Origin of the sequence: Meridianimarinicoccus marinus, assembly GCF_040689105.1 — a bacterium.
Lineage (GTDB): Bacteria > Pseudomonadota > Alphaproteobacteria > Rhodobacterales > Rhodobacteraceae > Meridianimarinicoccus > Meridianimarinicoccus marinus.
The window spans coordinates 86,405-102,610 of record NZ_JBFBVU010000003.1 but is presented as its reverse complement, the minus strand read 5'-3'; the positions used below and the strand labels follow the sequence as shown (position 1 = coordinate 102,610).

Below are 16,206 nucleotides of genomic sequence, written 5' to 3'. Positions count from 1 at the left end.
GCCCGGCGCAGGTGGCGCCCAGAAAAAACCCGCCGCAGGTCCGGGCGCGCAGGGGCAGGCCAAGGCCAAGCCGCCGGCAGTTCAACAGAACAAGCCGCTGGTGAAACAGGCGCCGACCCCGGCAAAGATTCCGCAACAGCCCCAGCCGACGCCGCAGCCCCGCGTGCCCACGGCGCGCGCAAAGCGCCGCCACTGGGTGCTGATCTTCAGCTTCATCCTGTTCGTGGTCCTGCCATCGGCGCTGGCCTTCGCCTATCTCTACGTGCAGGCCGCCGATCGCTTTGCCTCGCACGCGGCGTTTTCGGTGCACAAGGAGGACAGCACAAGTTCGTTCGAGATGATGAGCGGGCTGTCGGCGCTGGGAGTTTCCAGCGGGACCACGCCGGATGCGGATATCCTGTACCAGTTCATCCAGTCGCAGAAGATGGTGGAAGCCGTGGACGCGCAGGTCGATCTGCGCAACGCCTTTGGCCGCCACTACAAGACCGACCCGGTGTTTTCCATCGCTCCGGATGCCAATCTTGAGGACATGGTCGAGTATTGGGAACGTATCGTTGCGCTGGTGTTCGACGCCGACATCGGGCTGATCTCGCTGGAGGTGACTGCCTTTACGCCCACCGAAGCGCAGCGTATTGCCGAGATCATCCTTCAGGAGAGCTCGACCCTGATCCAGCGGCTCAGCAAGATCGCGCGGGATGATACGATCCGGCTGGCGAAGGAAGAACTGGACATCGCCTCGGCGCGCCTGAAAGACGTGCGCCTGCAAATGGCCGAATTCCGCGACATCGAGCAGATCGTCGATCCGACGGCGGATATTGCCGGGCAGATGGGGGTCATCTCGGCCCTGCAGCAAAGCCTGGCCGAAGCCATGATCCGCCGCGACCTGCTGATCGGCACCACCCGGTCCGGTGATCCGCGCATCATCCAGGCCGAGCGCGAGATCGAAGCCATCCGTCGCCGGATCGAGGATGAGCGCACCAAGGTCGGCAGCCGCGAGGAAGAAAGCGCCGATGATCTGGCACGCGTGGTTGGCGACTATGAAAGCCTCGTGGTGGATCGCGAGTTTGCCGAGCAATCCTACATCGCAGCACTGGCGGCCTATGACAGCGCGGTCGCCGAGGCCCGCCGCAAAAGCCGCTATCTGGCCGTGCATATCGAGCCGACGCTGGCCGAAACCGCGATCTACCCCCGGCGCCTGACCCTTGGGCTGCTGTTCAGCGGCTTTACCTTCATGGTCTGGATGCTGGTGGTTCTGACGCTCTATTCCATCCGGGATCGCCGCTAAGGGCGGCACGATGATCGAGTTTCGAAACCTCACCAAATCCTACCGCACCGACGCAGGCCGCAAGGTGGTGCTGGACAACTGCACCATAACCTTTCCCTCGGGCAAGGTCATCGGCCTGCTGGGCCGCAACGGCGCCGGCAAGTCCACACTGTTGCGGTTGATCGCGGGCACGCAGGACGTGGATTCGGGCGAGATCATCCGCCACGGTAGCGTGTCCTATCCCATTGGCTTTGCGGGTTCGTTCCACCCGGATCTGACTGGTGCCCAGAACGCGCGTTTCGTGGCGCGGATCTATGGCGCGGACACCGATGCCCTGGCGGACTACGTGATGGACTTTACCGAGTTGGGCGAGTTCTATCACATGCCCCTGCGCACCTATTCCTCGGGGATGCGGGCGCGGCTGGCCTTTGGCATCTCGATGGGCCTGCCGTTCGACACCTATCTGATCGACGAGGTGACCTCGGTCGGGGATCAGGCGTTTCGCGACAAGGCTGAGCGTGTCTTCAAATCGAAGATCTCCAGCGCCGGGGCGATCATGGTCAGCCACGGGATGGGCCAGATCCGCAGCATGTGCGACGAGGCCGCCGTGCTGGATCGCGGGAAGATGACCTATTTCCACAATGTGAACGAGGCCATCGCCTTCCACGAACGCAACATGCGGGAACAGCAGCGGTGACGGTGCCGCGCGTTGTCGTTCTGGGCGCGGGCGGGCGGGTCGGTACGTTGCTGCGCGAGGTTTGGGACCGGCGCGGCGCGGCACTGGTGGCACAGTCCCGGCGTGATCTGGGTCCGGGCACGGTTGTTCTGGATCCCGAACGGGCCAGCACGGCGGATCTTGCCGCCGCATTGCGGGTGCAGCGCCCGGATCTGGTGGTTTGCCTGTGGGGCGTGGTGCCGGGCGGGCGCGCGGCGGAGTTCACTGGCAATGCGCGGCTGGCGGAGCGGGCTTATCGCGCGGCGGCGCAAGCCGGTGTCGGGCACTTCGTGGCGCTGTCAACCGGCGCGGTCTACGGACACGGCGACGGGCAGGCATTCTCCGAAGATGACACTCTGGGGGGGACCTCGCCCTATGCCCTGTCGAAAATCGCGATGGAGCAGGGATTGCGCGATCTGGCCACCGGGGACGTCCCGGCGCTGACCATCCTGCGAGTGGCCAATCTTTTCGGCGCCGACCAACTGGCCGTGGCGATGCGGAACGCCCGCGCCGAGGCACCGCTGAAGCTGGATCAATTCGCGGATGGCGTCGGCCCTCGCCGCAGCTATGCCTCCGGCGGGCTTCTGGCCGCCTTGTTGCAGGCGCTTGCCTATGCGGACCCGACGCACGCGCCACGGATTCTGAACGTGGCAGACGATGCGGCAGGGGTGAGTATGGCCGCGATTCTGGAGGCGATGCAGGCGGCAGGTCATCCGGTGCCGTGGCAATGGACGCCGGCGCCGCCAACAGCCCTGCGGGCGCATCTTCTGGACCCTGGCGCCCTGTTTCGCGCCTTCTCCGCGCTGCAAAAGGTGCGCTGTCAGGACGCCGCCGCGCTTGTGGCGCAAACCCCTCTTGGCGCCAGGCCAGACCGATGACCCCCGCCAAGCGCCTGATGGATCTGACGCTCGCGCTGGTGTTCGGCGTCTTGCTCCTGCCGCTGGGGTTGGGCATCGCCGCCGTGATCCTGCTGCGCGATGGCCGTCCCATCCTGTACCGGTCCGAGCGGATGAAGACCGCCACGCAGGGCTTCACCCTGCTGAAATTCCGCACCATGCGCCTTGATCCGGCGGATGCCGGGGTGACCGGCGGCGACAAGTCCGACCGGATCACCCGCACCGGGCGCTGGTTGCGGGCGCATCGGCTGGATGAACTGCCGCAGCTCTGGAACGTGGTGAAGGGCGACATCAGTCTGGTCGGCCCGCGTCCGCCCTTGCGCCTGTATGTCGAGGCGGTGCCGACGCTGTATGCGGCGGTGCTGCGCAGCCGTCCCGGGCTGACCGGCCTGGCGACCCTGGTCTACCACCGCCACGAATCCCGCATTCTGGCGCGCTGCCAGACCGCGGAAGATACCCACGAGACCTATCTGCGCCGCTGCGTCCCGACCAAGGCCCGGCTTGACCTGATCTATGCCGACAACCGCAACGTGTGCCTTGATCTGGTTCTGCTGTGGCGCACCCTGCGCGCCCTTCTCTGAGCCGTTTCGCAGTTGCGGCAGATCTGCCACGCATGCGGGATATCGCGGCAAGTCTTTGCCGGTTGCACGACGATGGGGCGCGAAAAGCTTGCGGCGGAAGGGCTGCGTCTGCTACCCCTCAAGGGACTGAAAGCGTTTTTTAAAAATTATTTCACCGCATCTCGCGACGCAAAGAGGACCAAGGTTGGCGCCCATGAAAAAGGCACTTGCAAAGGCGTTGGGGCCTCTCAGCCGGCTTGCGCAAGTGCAGAAAATCCGGATCATGCTGGCGGTGGATGCGCTTCTCATTCCGCTGTCTCTCTACGTGACGGTCGCGGTCTTTGAAAACACGCTTCTGATCTCGTCCCAGGCCCTGCACGATTGGGAGATCGTGCCGATCCTCGTGGTGATCGGAGTGCTGTGTTCCTACACCCTGGGCCTGCCGCGCATCCAGTTGAACGACTATGAAACCGCCGGGCTGCCACGCGGCGCGGTCCTGTCTGCCATCCTTGCGGTGTCGGCCTTCGGGTTGAACGAACTCGCCGACGGTTCGATCCCGCCCGGCGCTTTCATCGGTTTCGGGGTCGTGATGTTCATGGGCCTGCTGATGTCGCGCGTGACCATGCGCGCCATGCTGATCGCGGTCCTGACCTCGCAAACCCCGCGCATGTCGATCCTGATCTACGGCGCCGGGCGCACGGGCATGCAACTGGCCGCGGCCCTGCGCCACGATCACCGGGTGCAGCCGGTCGCCTTCATCGACGACAATCCGGCGCTGCGGCACATGTCGGTCATGGGTCTGCCGGTGCTGTCGCCCGCCAATCTGGAAGAGACCATCCGCAAGAAGAAGATCGAGCGAGTGATCCTGGCCATGCCCTCGCTGACCTCACCGCGCAAGCTGCGCATGTTCCGGCGCCTGTCGCCGCTGGGGGTCGAAGTTCAGGCGCTGCCCTCCTTCGCGCAGCTGGTCGGGGCCGAGGCGCTGGTGGAGAAACTGGCGCCGGTGAACCCCGAGGATTTTCTGGAGCGGACGCAATTCGAAGGTGCGTTGGAAACCGCCGAACACGCCTATGCCGGAAAATCGGTGCTGGTGACCGGGGCCGGCGGGTCGATCGGATCGGAGTTGTGCCGGCATGTACTGGCCTGCAAGCCCGCGCATCTGGTGCTGCTCGATCACTCGGAACTGGCGCTGTACAACATCAACGCCGAGATCGAGGCCGCGCCGGGCAACACGAAGATCCACGCGGTTCTGGGCAGCGTCGACAGTCCCGGCCTGTGCCGCGAGGTTCTGCACGCCCATGACGTGGACGTGGTGTTGCACGCCGCCGCCTATAAGCATGTGCCTATCGTCGAACAGAACCCTTTCGTCGGACTACAGAACAACGTGTTCGGGACCAAGGTTCTGGCCGATGCGGCACGGGCCAAGGGGGTCGAACGCTTCCTTCTGGTCTCGACCGACAAGGCGGTGCGGCCGCGCAACGTGATGGGTGCCTCGAAGCGGCTGGCCGAACTGGTGATCCAGGACATGGCCGCCCGCAGCACGACGACCCTGTTCTCGATGGTGCGCTTCGGCAATGTTCTGGGCTCGTCAGGGTCGGTCATTCCGCTGTTCGAACAGCAGATCGCCAATGGCGGGCCGGTGACTCTGACCGACCGGTCGGTGACCCGCTATTTCATGACCATTCCCGAGGCCGCGCGCCTTGTGCTGATCTCCTGCTCTCTGGCGCGTGGCGGCGATGTCTTCGTGCTGGACATGGGCAAGCCGGTGGAAATCCGCAAGCTTGCCCAGCAAATGATAACATCTGCCGGATACACGGTGCGGGATGAAGCGAATCCCGATGGAGATATCGAGATCTGTGTTACCGGCCTGCGACCCGGTGAGAAGTTGCATGAGGAACTGCTTATCGGCGATGAACGGGTCACCACGGCGCATCCCAAGATCATGCGAGCCCTTGAGCAGGGGTTGTCCGAGATCGAGGTCGCCACGGCCCTGCGCGAACTGCGGGCCGCAATCGAGGCAAATGACGGTGATGCCGTGACCGCGACCCTGTCCCGCTGGGTTGAAGGCGCTCAGCACCCGATCCGAGTAACGACAGGCGCTTGAGTTTGAAAACATCGGTCTTTCCGCGCGGCGCCCGGCCCCTCTGCACGCTTGCCGCCGTCTGTGCCGCAACGGCCTGGGGGGCGGCGGCGGATATCGCCAAGCCCACGGTCACACGGACCGAACTGGGGTTCTATGGCCTGCCCAGCGTGATCGACATGCCGACGGCCGACATGATGCCCGATGGCGAATTTGCCTTCACGGCTTCGACCTTCGCCGGACAAACCCGCAGCACGCTGGCCTTTCAGATCGCCCCGCGGCTGATGGGCAGCTTTCGATACAGCAGCATCCGCAACTGGAATTCCGACGGGTTCGATACCTACTACGATCGCAGCTTCGATATGCGGTTGCAGCTTTTGACCGAAACCGCCCGCCGCCCGTCGATCACCATCGGGCTTCAGGATTTCATCGGCACCGGTGTGTATTCGGGCGAGTTCATTGCCGCCAGCAAGTCCTTCGGCGACAGTCTGAGCATCACCGGCGGTTTGGGATGGGGGCGGTTGGGAAGCTATAACCCCATTGGCTCGACCGGGACCCGACCGGTTACGTCGCCCGATGAGGTCGGCACCGGCGGGACCGTCAATTCTGACGTCTGGTTTCGCGGTGACGTGGCGCTGTTCGGGGGCGTCGTCTGGCGCCCGACGCCGAATTGGACCTTTCACGCTGAATATTCGTCGGATGCCTATGTTCAGGAATCCGAACAGCGGAATGTCTTTGACCGGAAATCGCCGCTGAACTTCGGGGCGGAATATGCGGTCACCCGCGATTTCAAGGTCGGTGGCTATTTCATGTATGGCTCCGAGATCGGGGTGCAGCTTCAGGTCAACCTGAACCCGGCCCGCCCGCCGATCGTCGGGGGGCAGGAACCAGCGGGATCGCCGGTCTACCAGCGGCCCTCGCGCGCCGAAGCGCCGGAACTCTATTCCACGGCCTGGGTCAGTTCGGAGCCCACCCGGATCACGATCCGGGACGCCCTGGCCGATGCCCTCCTGGCCGAAGGGATGGAGATGGAGGCGCTGCATCTGGAGGCCAACGAGGCCACGCTCTACCTGCGCAACAAGGGCTATCGTTCCGGTGCCCAGGCGATCGGGCGCAGCTTGCGCCTGATGTCGACAGTCATGCCGCCCTCGGTCGATACCTTCACCATCGTGCCAATGGTGACAGGGCTGGAACTGCCCTCGGTCACCTATGCGCGCAGCGACGTGGAAAAGAATGTCATTGAGGCCGATGGGGCCGAGCAGATGCTGGCAATCGCGGCGTTCGGCACGGACCCCGTCGCGCCCGGAGCGGACGACTATGCGCCCAAGGTCTACCCCCGGTTCACATGGTCGCTGGGGCCGTATGTCAGCACGTCGCTGTTTGACCCGTCCAACCCGTTTCGGATGGATATCGGAGTTCAGTTGACCGGGGCGTGGCAGCCCGCTCCGGGGTGGCTGTTTGCGGGCACCGTTCAGAAAAAACTGATCGGCAACCTGGACCAGAACAGCACACCTTCGTCCTCAACCCTGCCGCACGTGCGCAGCGATTACACGCTTTACAACAAATACGGCGATCCGGGTCTCCGGGATCTGTACGGCGCCTATTACTTTCAGGGTAGTTCGGAAGTCTACGGCCGCCTGACCGCCGGCTACCTGGAACGCATGTATGCCGGTGTCTCGGGCGAGGTTCTCTGGGCGCCGTTTGACGAGCGGTATGCTTTTGGGGCGGAGTTGAACTACGTCAGGCAGCGCGATTATGACGGCGGCTTCGGCCTGCTGGACTATGAGGTCGCGACCGGGTTCGTTTCGGGCTACTGGCAATTCACCGATGACTTCTTTGCCCGGCTCGACGTGGGCCGCTATCTGGCCGGCGATATCGGCGCCACCCTCGGGCTGGAGCGGACCTTCGCCAACGGCTGGAAGATCGGCGCCTTTGCCACCAGGACCGACGTGTCCGCCGAGGATTTCGGAGAGGGATCCTTCGACAAGGGCATCGTCATGGAGATTCCCATCGACTGGTTCCTTGGCCGGCCGACACGGGTGACCGAGCGCGTGGTGATCCGTCCGTTGACCCGCGACGGCGGGGCGCGCGTGGATGTGCCGGGGCAACTCTATCAGGCCGTGAACGACAGCCGGAAGTACAGCTTGGAAGAGCAATGGGGACAGTTCTGGAGATGACGATGTGCACTCGCCTGTCCCGCGCCCTGCGGTTCTGTGCGGTTGGTCTGGTCTTCGGACTGGCCGGTTGCAGTTCCGAACCCACGGGCCAGGCACCCGACCAGCTTCTGGCCCAGGTCACCGGGTCGTTGTTTTCCTCCGGGAACCGGGAAACGTCCGAGGTGCGCGACATCTCGGAACTGAACCGGGCCGCGATTGCGGATGTCGCCATTCCCCTGATCCTGTTCGAACTTCCCGAGCAGGGTGTCGCGACGACACTGAAGGTCTGGTACGAGGATGGTGCCTTTGTCTATTGGCGATCGGCGGATGGGGGATCGGTGATCGTGGATGACGGCGTGGTTTTCGCGACACGGGGCATTGGGTGGGACCTGATGGCCGCCGAGACACGCCAGACCGCGGCGCTGATCCGTCAGGGGCGTGGGGGCGGGTATTCCCGCAGCTATCGCCACCTTGACGGGTTGAACCAGATGATCGTGCGGGACATGAGCTGCCGCCTTGAGCGGGCGGGATCCGAAACCATCGTGGTGCTGGAGCGGCGCCACCCGGTGATCCGCTACGAAGAAACCTGTCAGGACGAGACACTGGCTTTCACCAATACCTATTGGGCCGGATCCGATGGCTTTCTGTGGAAGTCCCGCCAGTGGATCGGGGCCAAGCTGGGCAGTGCTACTATCCAGAGGCTGATCCGCTAGGGCGCGCACCGCCGTCTCACATATAGCCGCGCACCAGTGCCGCCGAGACCAGGGTCCATCCATCCGCCACCACAAAGAACGCCAGTTTGAACGGCAGCGAGACGATGGCCGGCGGCACCATCATCATGCCCATCGACATGAGGATGGCGGCGACCACAAGGTCGATGATGAGAAACGGCAGGAAGATCATGAAGCCGACCTCGAAGGCGCGCGTCATTTCGCTGAGCAGGAACGAGGGCACCAGCAGGGACAGCGGAGAGGTCGGGCTTGGCGCAAGCGTGTCCTCAGCCCGCAGTTCGGCCAAGTGTGAATAGGTTTCCGGGTCGACGCGCGCGGTCATGAAGATGCGAAAGGGCTCGAGGGTTTTCAGGAAGGCATCCTCGAACGGCAGGGTGCCTTGTACGGCCGGGCCAAGACCAACGCGCCATGCTTCCGAGAACACCGGTTCCATCACGAAATAGGTCAGAAACAAGGCCAGTGAAACAATGAGCATGTTCGGCGGCGATTGTTGCAGGCCGATGGCGTGGCGCAGGATCGACAGCACCGTCGCGATGAACGGAAAGCAGGTCACGACAATCAACAGGGCCGGTGCCACGCCAATCGCGGCGATCAGCAGGAACAGCAAGACACCTTGCCCCGACACCGTGCCATTGCCGATCAGGTCCATGGGCAGATCCTGCGCCGCTGCGGTCCCGGCTTGAAACAGCACCGCGACGCCAAGCAGTCCCGCGCCGGTGTTACGACATCGCGCCATCACGGATCACCTCGGTCAGACGCACCACCAGCTGGCCCGCGGGACCATCGTCGGAGGCTTCGAGAACCCCTCTGGCGATGATCCGGTCGCCAATGAACAGCTCCACCGGGTCGTCGATCTTGCGGTCAAGTTCCAGAACCGACTCCGGTCCGAACGCCAGCAGCTCTTGAATCGAGGGATGGGCGCGCCCGACAGACACCCGGATCTCGATGGGCACGTCTTCGAAGGGGTTCGAAGATTGGGGGGGGTGGCGCTCGGATGCCGCGGGGGTGATACCGGTCGTCATCGGCTATTCCTTTCTGTGCGAGGCAAAAAAGCTCTCGATGTGCGTTTCAATCTCACCCAGCATGCGCGACACATCGGTCAGCCGGGTGGCGCCATTCAGCGACGTGATGACCTGCCCGTCGGTGAGGTCGCCATCGGTGGAGATCTGGACGGCTTCGGCCATTTCAGGGGGAAGGAGTGCCGCAACCTCGGTCCGTGTGCTTGCGTTGGCCTGGATTTCCAGCTGCGCATCGCCGGAGTTCGCAAGGCTGTCCCGGATCAGATCCAGAACAATCTCGGCGAAATGGGTTTGTGCGACCCTTGGCAGGGTCTTCCTGGCCAGCCCGCACAGGAGCGGTTCGAGGTCTTGCACGATATCCTGGCACGCGGCCTCGTAGGTCGCCTTCGAGGCCTCGATCGCATCCTGAACGGTGCTGCAAAAGGACAGCTTGTCGGCCTCCAGCGCGTTACGCGCATCATCCCAGCCTGATTTATAGCCGTTTTCAAAGGCCTCAAGCTTGAGGCCTTCCGTCGTTGCCATGTCACCATCGAACTGGTCCGGCTCCGAGGCGCGCACGGAAAAGTCTCGCAAACTGATTCCAGTCCTGGGTGAAGTCGCCATCAGACCGGACTTTCTTCCAGCCAACTGCGCAGAACTTCGACCGTGTCGGACTGTCGTTGATCCACGAGTTCAACAAGGGTGTTGCCGGAAGGCTGGCCTGCCGTCTGGCTGGCTTTTGGAGAGTCCTTGGACGTGGATTCCCCGGCGACTGGCAGCGATTTCATACGCGATTGCGGGTCCATGACCTCCGCCATTTGTGTCGTAAGGACGACCTGCTCGCTGGCATCCGGTGCACCGGATTGCCCCTGCTCGCGGGGTAGAACCGAAAGCGCGGTTCCAGTCGTGTCGTCAACGCGCCGGTTCGACGCCAGGGGGCGGACCACGAAAATCCCAATCACCACGGCAGCAACAGCCAACAACAGGGTTTTCAGCAATTGCGAAATGTCCAGAGACGACAGGGATATCAGCGGGGAAGACGGTGCGGCGTCTTCCATGGTGGCCGATGAGAACGGCAGCGCCTTGACCGTCACCCGATCGCCCCGCTCCTGGTTGATCCCCACGGCGGAGGTGACCAATTCGCCGATTTGCAGAAGCTCCTGTTCGATTTGCGCCGGATCCCCCTCGACCGAGGCCAGGTTCACCAGAACGGCCACGGAGATGCGCTGAACCGATCCCGCCGGCTTGCTGGTTTCCCGCGTCACCTGAGAGACCTCGTAGTTGGTGGTTTCGCGGCTGGAAGTGGATTCGGTTCGGGTTTGCCGATCCTGTGCCGAAGCGTCTCCATCGGGCAGGTTGCTGGCAACCCCGACCGACGCGTCGCCGGAAGAGGATTCGCTCCGGCTCGAATCCTCGGAATCCACGCTGATGGCGACGCGTGAATCCGGCGTGATCAGGCGCTCTACCACGGTTTCTTCGTTCTTCACTGTATCGACGGCCACTTCGACAATGGCATTGCCACGGCCGACGCGGGCATCGACAAGGCGTTCGACTTTTTTCCGAAAGGAATCCGCCAATTCGACTTCCAATGACGAATAATCCCGTTCGCTGCTGAATTCCGTTCCGTTCCGCGAGTCAATGATCGCCACGGCATCCCGATCAAGACCCTGGACGGAGGACGACACCAGCGACCGGACCGCCTCTGCCATTTGCGGCGATAAGGACCCGGTGACCGGGGTCAGGGACACCGATGCAGACACGGTTCCGGCGCTGGCAAACCCTTGCGACGTGGGCGTCGAAAGATGAACCCGCGCGCCCTTGATCAGAGGACTGGACGCGATGGTGCGCGCCAGTTCCCCTTCAATCGCGCGCCAATAGGTTGCGTCGAACATGCGCGATGTGGTGCCAAATCCCGGCAGGCTCTCAAGAAGTTCATAGCCGGCACCACCGGTGCCTGCCACGCCATCCAGTGCCAGGCTCATGCGCAAGGCGTCGCGTTCGGCGGCGGGCACGTAAATGGAATCGCCCTGAATGGAGTACTCCACGTTCCGTTGGGCGAGGGTGTCGAGAATCTGTCCCGCCAACTGCGGTTCAAGCCGCGAGTACAGCAGCGCCATGGACGGCGCGAAAGGGCTGACCAAAGCCAGCATGATGGCGAACGACAGGATCGAAAAGGCGATCGCCGCCGTGACCCCCTTGTGCCGCATGATGCGAGAAAGAACGGATTCCAGAGTTTTTTTCATAGCACCCAAACGCTGCCGGATTGTGACCTCTTCCCATATGACATCCGCGCTTTAACAACTGGTTAGCTGTGTTGGCTCTAAAGATGGGTCTGTCGCGAGTCGGCCCGGGATCAAATGTCTCGTGGCGTGGAACGAAAAGGAGCGGCGTGATGTCGAAGAAATCAATCGTCTTGTTGCTTGGCTGTTTCACGCTGGGGGGCGTGGCGGGATATGCCGTCCTTGAGCCAAGGCTGGGACAAATCATGGCAACGTCGCTTGACCGGACAGACACCCTGGCGGGTTTGGAGAGTGAGATGGCAACCTTTGCCCTGCCGCCAATTTTGGTGCCGGTGTCCGCGACAAACCCGGTTCAACAACTTCGGCTGGAATTGGCAATCGCGGCTCCACCGGAGTATCTGAAGGAACTGGAGTCCAAAGCGCCGCTGTTCACAGATGTGATTTCGCAATACGTGCGATCCGTCGAAGTTTCGCAGATCGACGATCCGGGCGACATTGCGGAGCTTCGGACACAACTTCTTAGGCGGCTTCAAACGGTCTCCAGCCCCGATCTCGTTCGGGAAATCTATCTGACAAAATTCATGATTGGATAAGGGAATGGGGATGATCGCCGATTCACTTCTGATTGCCGCCGCGTTGTCGGCTGCCATCTACTGCATCGTGTTGTCCCGGAAGCTGACCAGGTTTTCGAGTCACTCGGATGGTATCGGGCAGGAAATCAAGGCGCTCGCCGATCAGGTTCAGGTGCTGAACCAGACCCTGGAAAAGACGCTGCACGATGTGGATTCCTCCTCCGAATCCTTGGCCCGAAATCTCGAAAAAGGGGAGGCGGCCAAGAAAAGCCTGGAACTCCTGCTCGCCTCCCTGCACGACCTGCCGAAAGAGAGTCCGGACAAGGATCTGGCCGAACCGGTTTTTGCAAGACGAGCCCAGAGCCTGCCGTCGCACGCGAAGCGTGGATGACGGGCATGCTGGAAAAAAGTCGATCCATCAGGAAAGTTCCGTTCGGGAAAGTGGTGGCATTCCTGTTTATTGCCTCTTGCCTCGTCAGAATCGGGGAAAGCGATTTTCTGCTGAAGGCGAGTGATTTGGTGGCGGATGTCAGCAACCCCGACCCAGATCGCGAAAACGGGCAGGGCCTTGATCCTGCGCTTCAGGATCTCATCTCGGATCTTTCCTCGCGTGAAAAGCGTTTGGACGAGCAGGCGAGGGAACTCTACGTCAGGAGCAGGCAAGTCTCCGAGATGGAGCAGGCATTGGCGGTCGCCATTTCAGAACTTCAGGTTTCGGAGGAAAACCTCTCGCGGACCATTGAAATCGCGCAACAGGCGTCCAGCGGAGACATCGAAAGGCTTGTGGGCATCTATACGAACATGAAGCCCAAGGATGCCGCTGAGATTTTCGAACAGATGCCACCGGGATTCTCGGCCGGGTTTCTGACGCAGATGGATCCGAGTGTTGCCGCCGGGATCGTCTCCAACATGTCACCTGATTCTGCCTTTGCCGTTTCCGTTCACGTGGCAGGTCGAAATATGGATGTGCCGTCCAACTAGGCAACCTGAGTGTGTAAATAGGATGGAAGTTCAACTGTGCTTGGTCTGGCTGGAATTGCTCTAATCTTTGTCACAGTCTTTGGAGGCTATCTCGCCTCCGGGGGCAAGATGGCAATCATTCTGAAATCCCTACCGTATGAATTCATCATTATCGGAGGGGCGGCAATCGGATCCTTTGTCATTGGAAGTGACAAAGGGGGAATTGCGCACGCGGCGAAAGATGTTTCCAAGGTTTTCAAGGGTCCAACCTGGCGTCCTGCTGACTATAAGGATCTTCTTTGCCTGTTGTACGAATTGATCGACGTCGCAAGGAAAGATGTGGTTGCGCTTGAGACCCACCTCGATGATCCGCGTGAATCGGATATCTTTGCCCGCTACCCGAAAATTCTCGCTGACAATGACGCGATAGAGCTGATTTGCGATACCCTCAGATCCGGACTGATGAACTTCGACGATGCGAACCAGGTCGATGAGGTTCTGGAACGTCGATTGGAGGCTCGGGTGAAGGAGGCATTGCATTCCTCGCACGCGTTGCAATCCATGGCCGATGGTCTTCCTGCACTCGGAATTGTGGCTGCCGTTCTGGGGGTGATCAAGACCATGGGGTCGATTGACCAGCCTCCTGAAATCCTTGGTGGATTGATCGGCGGGGCACTGGTGGGAACCTTCCTCGGGGTTTTCCTGGCCTACGGGTTGGTGGGGCCATTCGCGATCCGGATCCGGGACGTGGTGCTGAACGATTCGAACTACTACAAGGTCATCCGGGAAGTCCTGGTTGCGAATTTGCGCGAGCATTCAGCGAATGTGTGTCTGGAGATCGGACGCCAGAATATTCCCGGACACCTGCGACCGAATTTTCCGGAGGTGGACGAGGCCATTCGCGATCTGAAGCGGGCCGCGAGATGAAGATTACAGGCGCTCTGTTTTGGCTTTTTCTATGGCTGGTTCCTGCGACGCTGAAAGCGGAAACAGTCGTCAGATCGGGGGAACATGACGGGTTTACCCGATTGGTCTTCTATTTCGACCGCGACGTAGACTGGAAACTTGGGAGAGTGGCTGAAGGCTATGGTCTCGCAACGGGGAACCCGCCACAGCCGTATGATCTTACACGTGTCTTCGACCGTATCCCCAGGACCAGGGTGCTCTCTCTCACCCAAAATAACCAACATTTGTCGATCTCGGTTGCCTGCGCCTGTCACCTGCGGGCTTTTGAATTGTCTCCCGAAGTTCTGGTGGTGGATGTGCTGGACGGACCAGCAGAGAGAGGATCGCCGTTCGAACGGCCCTTGGACCCTGTCCCGTTGAAGCCGCCACTTTCGTTGCTGCCGACAGCCACGGAACTTTTCATGATGGGTCCCTTGCCCGAAACCCGGCTTGCTGCCGATCAATCCGATATCCGGCAGGATCAGGGCGAGGCGCGGACACTGGATCCCGAATTGTCTACCGCATTGGCGCGGGCGGTTTTCGACGGCGTGCTGGAGCCGGCAACGCAGGAAAGGATGCCGCGACCCCCGCATTTCTTGTCGGCTCCACAAGTTCTTGCCCAGACCGCGACCGACCTCCTCAACCCGCAGCGACACGCACCGGTTTTGCCTCAATGTCCGGATGCGGCGCACCTGAATTTTCTCAAACGCGCGGGGGTCGCAACTCTTGACGAAGCCGTTGAGGAATTGCAGCGCCGCATCGATCAGGAGGGGCCTGCAAGCATGGGCGAAGGTTTGGCCATGGCCTCGCAATACCTGTTCCTGGGCTTCGGAGCCGAGGCGCGCGCAGAGCTTGACAAACTGGGTGAGGATGCGCCTTCGGCGGGGTTTCTGAGGGAAATCTCCTTCCAACTGGATGCGCCGGGGCGTGTGAAATCAGACCTGCTAAGCCCTCTGGCAGACTGTCCCGGGTCGGCGGCCTTGTGGGGTGTGCTCGGTCTTGGCGAGATCGAGACGCCCGCATCCGTGAAGGTCAATACCGAAGCCGTGTTCCATACGGTCTCCGGCCTGCCATTGCACCTGCGGGCGCATCTTGCGCCTGCGGTGTCCCGGAAACTGAGGCTGTTGGGGTTGGATGAAACGGCCACCGCTGTCCGATCGACCGTGGATCGTACCATGGCCGCCGCCAGCGGAGACATGATCGTTGAACAGGCAATGGCCGCGCCGGAAGGTGTCGCCAGCACTGATCTGAAGGACCTGACCCGATCCAGGGACCTGGTGGGGCTGGAGGCCCAGTCCATTCTTCTTGAAGACATTCGGCGCGGGCAGGGCGGGCTTTCGGCAGACCAGCAGCGCGAAGTGGAGGCTCAGATCACATCTGCGAAAGGATCCCGCGAGGCCCGCCAACTTCTGCAAAGCTATATGCAGGCCATGATTCATATCGGCGAATTCGAGCCCGCCCTGACTTTCCTTTCGGATCAGGCGGAGTCCCGATTTGCCCGGGAACTGGGGGTGCCAGAAGCTTATGATGAGGTCATGTCGGCCTTGGCCAATAGCGGCGAAGAAGCCGAACTGGTCTATCTGTCTGCGGCTTACTTCCCGCATGACCGGCTGACGATCAATCCGCAGGCTGGCGCCCAGATCGCTGGCAGACTGGGGTCCTATGGGTTCCCGACACTGGCGAGCCGATACCGGTCCCTTTCGGCTCCAACCGAACGGGACAGGACGATGCCGGGCGTGATCTCTGAGCCCATCCCGCTGGATGAGGATCTGATCGCTGCAAGATATGGAGCGGTGCCGGACGGTGCCGGAGCACCTGGACCCGAACCGCGGGTTATACTGCCGGGACAGCAAACCGCCTCCGCCGCGGCCTCCGAAAGGCAGACGCCGGGATCTTTGACCCCGGACCCTGCCGGGCGCGAAGGCGGTGCGGTGACCGGGGCCCCGACCCTGGCCGCCCAGAAGGATCTTCTGGCCCAAAGCGCCAGGCTCAGAGAGATTGCCGAAACCTTGTTGGCCGGATCCCCTGCCGACCTCCGGGAATCTTCCCCCTAGTCATTCTGACCGATCACGACTAGACCGCGCGGCAA

The 16,206-nt window shown here is 61.9% G+C and carries 16 protein-coding genes; 12 read left to right on the top strand and 4 right to left on the bottom strand.

Annotation, left to right across the window (positions count from 1 at the left end; translation table 11 throughout):
- Window positions 1-163: 163 nt before the first annotated feature.
- The 7 genes from AB0T83_RS03950 to AB0T83_RS03920 all read left to right on the top strand — a co-directional run bounded on the left by AB0T83_RS03950 (window position 164) and on the right by AB0T83_RS03920 (window position 8,384).
- Window positions 164-1,285 (top strand): KpsE/RkpR family capsule polysaccharide export protein, encoded by a 1,122-nt coding sequence (locus tag AB0T83_RS03950; protein WP_366191744.1) that lies wholly within the window; start codon window positions 164-166, stop codon window positions 1,283-1,285.
- A gap of 10 nt (window positions 1,286-1,295) precedes the next feature.
- The gene (locus AB0T83_RS03945; RefSeq protein WP_366191743.1) at window positions 1,296-1,961 is read left to right on the top strand and encodes an ABC transporter ATP-binding protein; all 666 of its coding nucleotides are present in this window, start codon (window positions 1,296-1,298) and stop codon (window positions 1,959-1,961) included.
- Window positions 1,958-2,857 (top strand): NAD-dependent epimerase/dehydratase family protein, encoded by a 900-nt coding sequence (locus AB0T83_RS03940; protein WP_366191742.1) that lies wholly within the window; start codon window positions 1,958-1,960, stop codon window positions 2,855-2,857. Before AB0T83_RS03945 ends, AB0T83_RS03940 begins: the two co-directional genes overlap by 4 nt.
- The gene (locus AB0T83_RS03935; protein WP_366191741.1) at window positions 2,854-3,456 is read left to right on the top strand and encodes a sugar transferase; all 603 of its coding nucleotides are present in this window, start codon (window positions 2,854-2,856) and stop codon (window positions 3,454-3,456) included. The genes AB0T83_RS03940 and AB0T83_RS03935 overlap by 4 nt, the downstream gene beginning before the upstream one ends.
- 193 nt (window positions 3,457-3,649) lie before the next feature.
- Window positions 3,650-5,539: a polysaccharide biosynthesis protein gene (locus AB0T83_RS03930; protein WP_366191740.1), complete on the top strand. Its 1,890-nt coding sequence runs from the start codon at window positions 3,650-3,652 to the stop codon at window positions 5,537-5,539.
- On the top strand, window positions 5,536-7,692 hold the full coding sequence (locus tag AB0T83_RS03925) for a YjbH domain-containing protein (protein ID WP_366191739.1): 2,157 nt from the start codon (window positions 5,536-5,538) through the stop codon (window positions 7,690-7,692). Before AB0T83_RS03930 ends, AB0T83_RS03925 begins: the two co-directional genes overlap by 4 nt.
- Entirely contained in the window at window positions 7,689-8,384 is a 696-nt protein-coding gene (locus AB0T83_RS03920) for a YjbF family lipoprotein (RefSeq protein ID WP_366191738.1), read from the top strand. Before AB0T83_RS03925 ends, AB0T83_RS03920 begins: the two co-directional genes overlap by 4 nt.
- A 16-nt stretch (window positions 8,385-8,400) precedes the next feature.
- Here the strand turns inward: AB0T83_RS03920 and fliP are convergent, their stop codons facing one another.
- From fliP to fliF, 4 genes are read right to left on the bottom strand one after another with little or no spacing between them, the layout of a single operon-like run.
- On the bottom strand, window positions 8,401-9,138 hold the full coding sequence (gene fliP, locus AB0T83_RS03915; RefSeq protein WP_366191737.1) for a flagellar type III secretion system pore protein FliP: 738 nt from the start codon (window positions 9,136-9,138) through the stop codon (window positions 8,401-8,403).
- Entirely contained in the window at window positions 9,122-9,424 is a 303-nt protein-coding gene (locus tag AB0T83_RS03910) for a FliM/FliN family flagellar motor switch protein (RefSeq protein WP_366191736.1), read from the bottom strand. The genes fliP and AB0T83_RS03910 overlap by 17 nt, the downstream gene beginning before the upstream one ends.
- A gap of 3 nt (window positions 9,425-9,427) precedes the next feature.
- Entirely contained in the window at window positions 9,428-10,024 is a 597-nt protein-coding gene (locus AB0T83_RS03905; protein WP_366191735.1) for a FliH/SctL family protein, read from the bottom strand.
- Complete coding sequence (gene fliF, locus AB0T83_RS03900; protein WP_366191734.1) at window positions 10,024-11,643, bottom strand: flagellar basal-body MS-ring/collar protein FliF; 1,620 nt, start codon at window positions 11,641-11,643, stop codon at window positions 10,024-10,026. Before fliF ends, AB0T83_RS03905 begins: the two co-directional genes overlap by 1 nt.
- A 149-nt stretch (window positions 11,644-11,792) precedes the next feature.
- Between fliF and AB0T83_RS03895 the strand changes: the two genes are divergently transcribed.
- The 5 genes from AB0T83_RS03895 to AB0T83_RS03875 are packed head-to-tail and all read left to right on the top strand — an operon-like array spanning window position 11,793 to window position 16,171.
- Window positions 11,793-12,233, top strand: a complete 441-nt coding sequence (locus AB0T83_RS03895; RefSeq protein WP_366191733.1) for a flagellar basal body-associated FliL family protein — start codon at window positions 11,793-11,795, stop codon at window positions 12,231-12,233.
- A gap of 10 nt (window positions 12,234-12,243) precedes the next feature.
- Window positions 12,244-12,603, top strand: coding sequence for a hypothetical protein (locus AB0T83_RS03890; protein WP_366191732.1), 360 nt, complete (start codon window positions 12,244-12,246; stop codon window positions 12,601-12,603).
- A gap of 5 nt (window positions 12,604-12,608) precedes the next feature.
- Window positions 12,609-13,193 carry a MotE family protein gene (locus tag AB0T83_RS03885; protein WP_366191731.1) on the top strand — a complete coding sequence of 195 codons (585 nt, stop codon included), beginning with the start codon at window positions 12,609-12,611 and terminating at the stop codon, window positions 13,191-13,193.
- 36 nt (window positions 13,194-13,229) lie between these two features.
- The gene (motA, locus tag AB0T83_RS03880) at window positions 13,230-14,099 is read left to right on the top strand and encodes a flagellar motor stator protein MotA (protein WP_366191730.1); all 870 of its coding nucleotides are present in this window, start codon (window positions 13,230-13,232) and stop codon (window positions 14,097-14,099) included.
- Entirely contained in the window at window positions 14,096-16,171 is a 2,076-nt protein-coding gene (locus tag AB0T83_RS03875) for a hypothetical protein (protein WP_366191729.1), read from the top strand. The genes motA and AB0T83_RS03875 overlap by 4 nt, the downstream gene beginning before the upstream one ends.
- Window positions 16,172-16,206: the final 35 nt, after the last annotated feature.

What these genes read in the sequence shown, in the direction of transcription:
- AB0T83_RS03945 (WP_366191743.1), top strand. Translation starts at nt 1,296, where the DNA reads ATGATCGAGTTTCGAAACCTCACCAAATCCTACCGCACCGACGCAGGC.
- AB0T83_RS03935 (WP_366191741.1), top strand. Translation starts at nt 2,854, where the DNA reads ATGACCCCCGCCAAGCGCCTGATGGATCTGACGCTCGCGCTGGTGTTC.
- AB0T83_RS03930 (WP_366191740.1), top strand. Translation starts at nt 3,650, where the DNA reads ATGAAAAAGGCACTTGCAAAGGCGTTGGGGCCTCTCAGCCGGCTTGCG.
- AB0T83_RS03920 (WP_366191738.1), top strand. Translation starts at nt 7,689, where the DNA reads ATGACGATGTGCACTCGCCTGTCCCGCGCCCTGCGGTTCTGTGCGGTT.
- fliP (WP_366191737.1), bottom strand. Translation starts at nt 9,138, where the DNA reads ATGGCGCGATGTCGTAACACCGGCGCGGGACTGCTTGGCGTCGCGGTG.
- AB0T83_RS03910 (WP_366191736.1), bottom strand. Translation starts at nt 9,424, where the DNA reads ATGACGACCGGTATCACCCCCGCGGCATCCGAGCGCCACCCCCCCCAA.
- AB0T83_RS03905 (WP_366191735.1), bottom strand. Translation starts at nt 10,024, where the DNA reads ATGGCGACTTCACCCAGGACTGGAATCAGTTTGCGAGACTTTTCCGTG.
- fliF (WP_366191734.1), bottom strand. Translation starts at nt 11,643, where the DNA reads ATGAAAAAAACTCTGGAATCCGTTCTTTCTCGCATCATGCGGCACAAG.
- AB0T83_RS03895 (WP_366191733.1), top strand. Translation starts at nt 11,793, where the DNA reads ATGTCGAAGAAATCAATCGTCTTGTTGCTTGGCTGTTTCACGCTGGGG.
- AB0T83_RS03890 (WP_366191732.1), top strand. Translation starts at nt 12,244, where the DNA reads ATGATCGCCGATTCACTTCTGATTGCCGCCGCGTTGTCGGCTGCCATC.
- AB0T83_RS03885 (WP_366191731.1), top strand. Translation starts at nt 12,609, where the DNA reads ATGCTGGAAAAAAGTCGATCCATCAGGAAAGTTCCGTTCGGGAAAGTG.
- AB0T83_RS03875 (WP_366191729.1), top strand. Translation starts at nt 14,096, where the DNA reads ATGAAGATTACAGGCGCTCTGTTTTGGCTTTTTCTATGGCTGGTTCCT.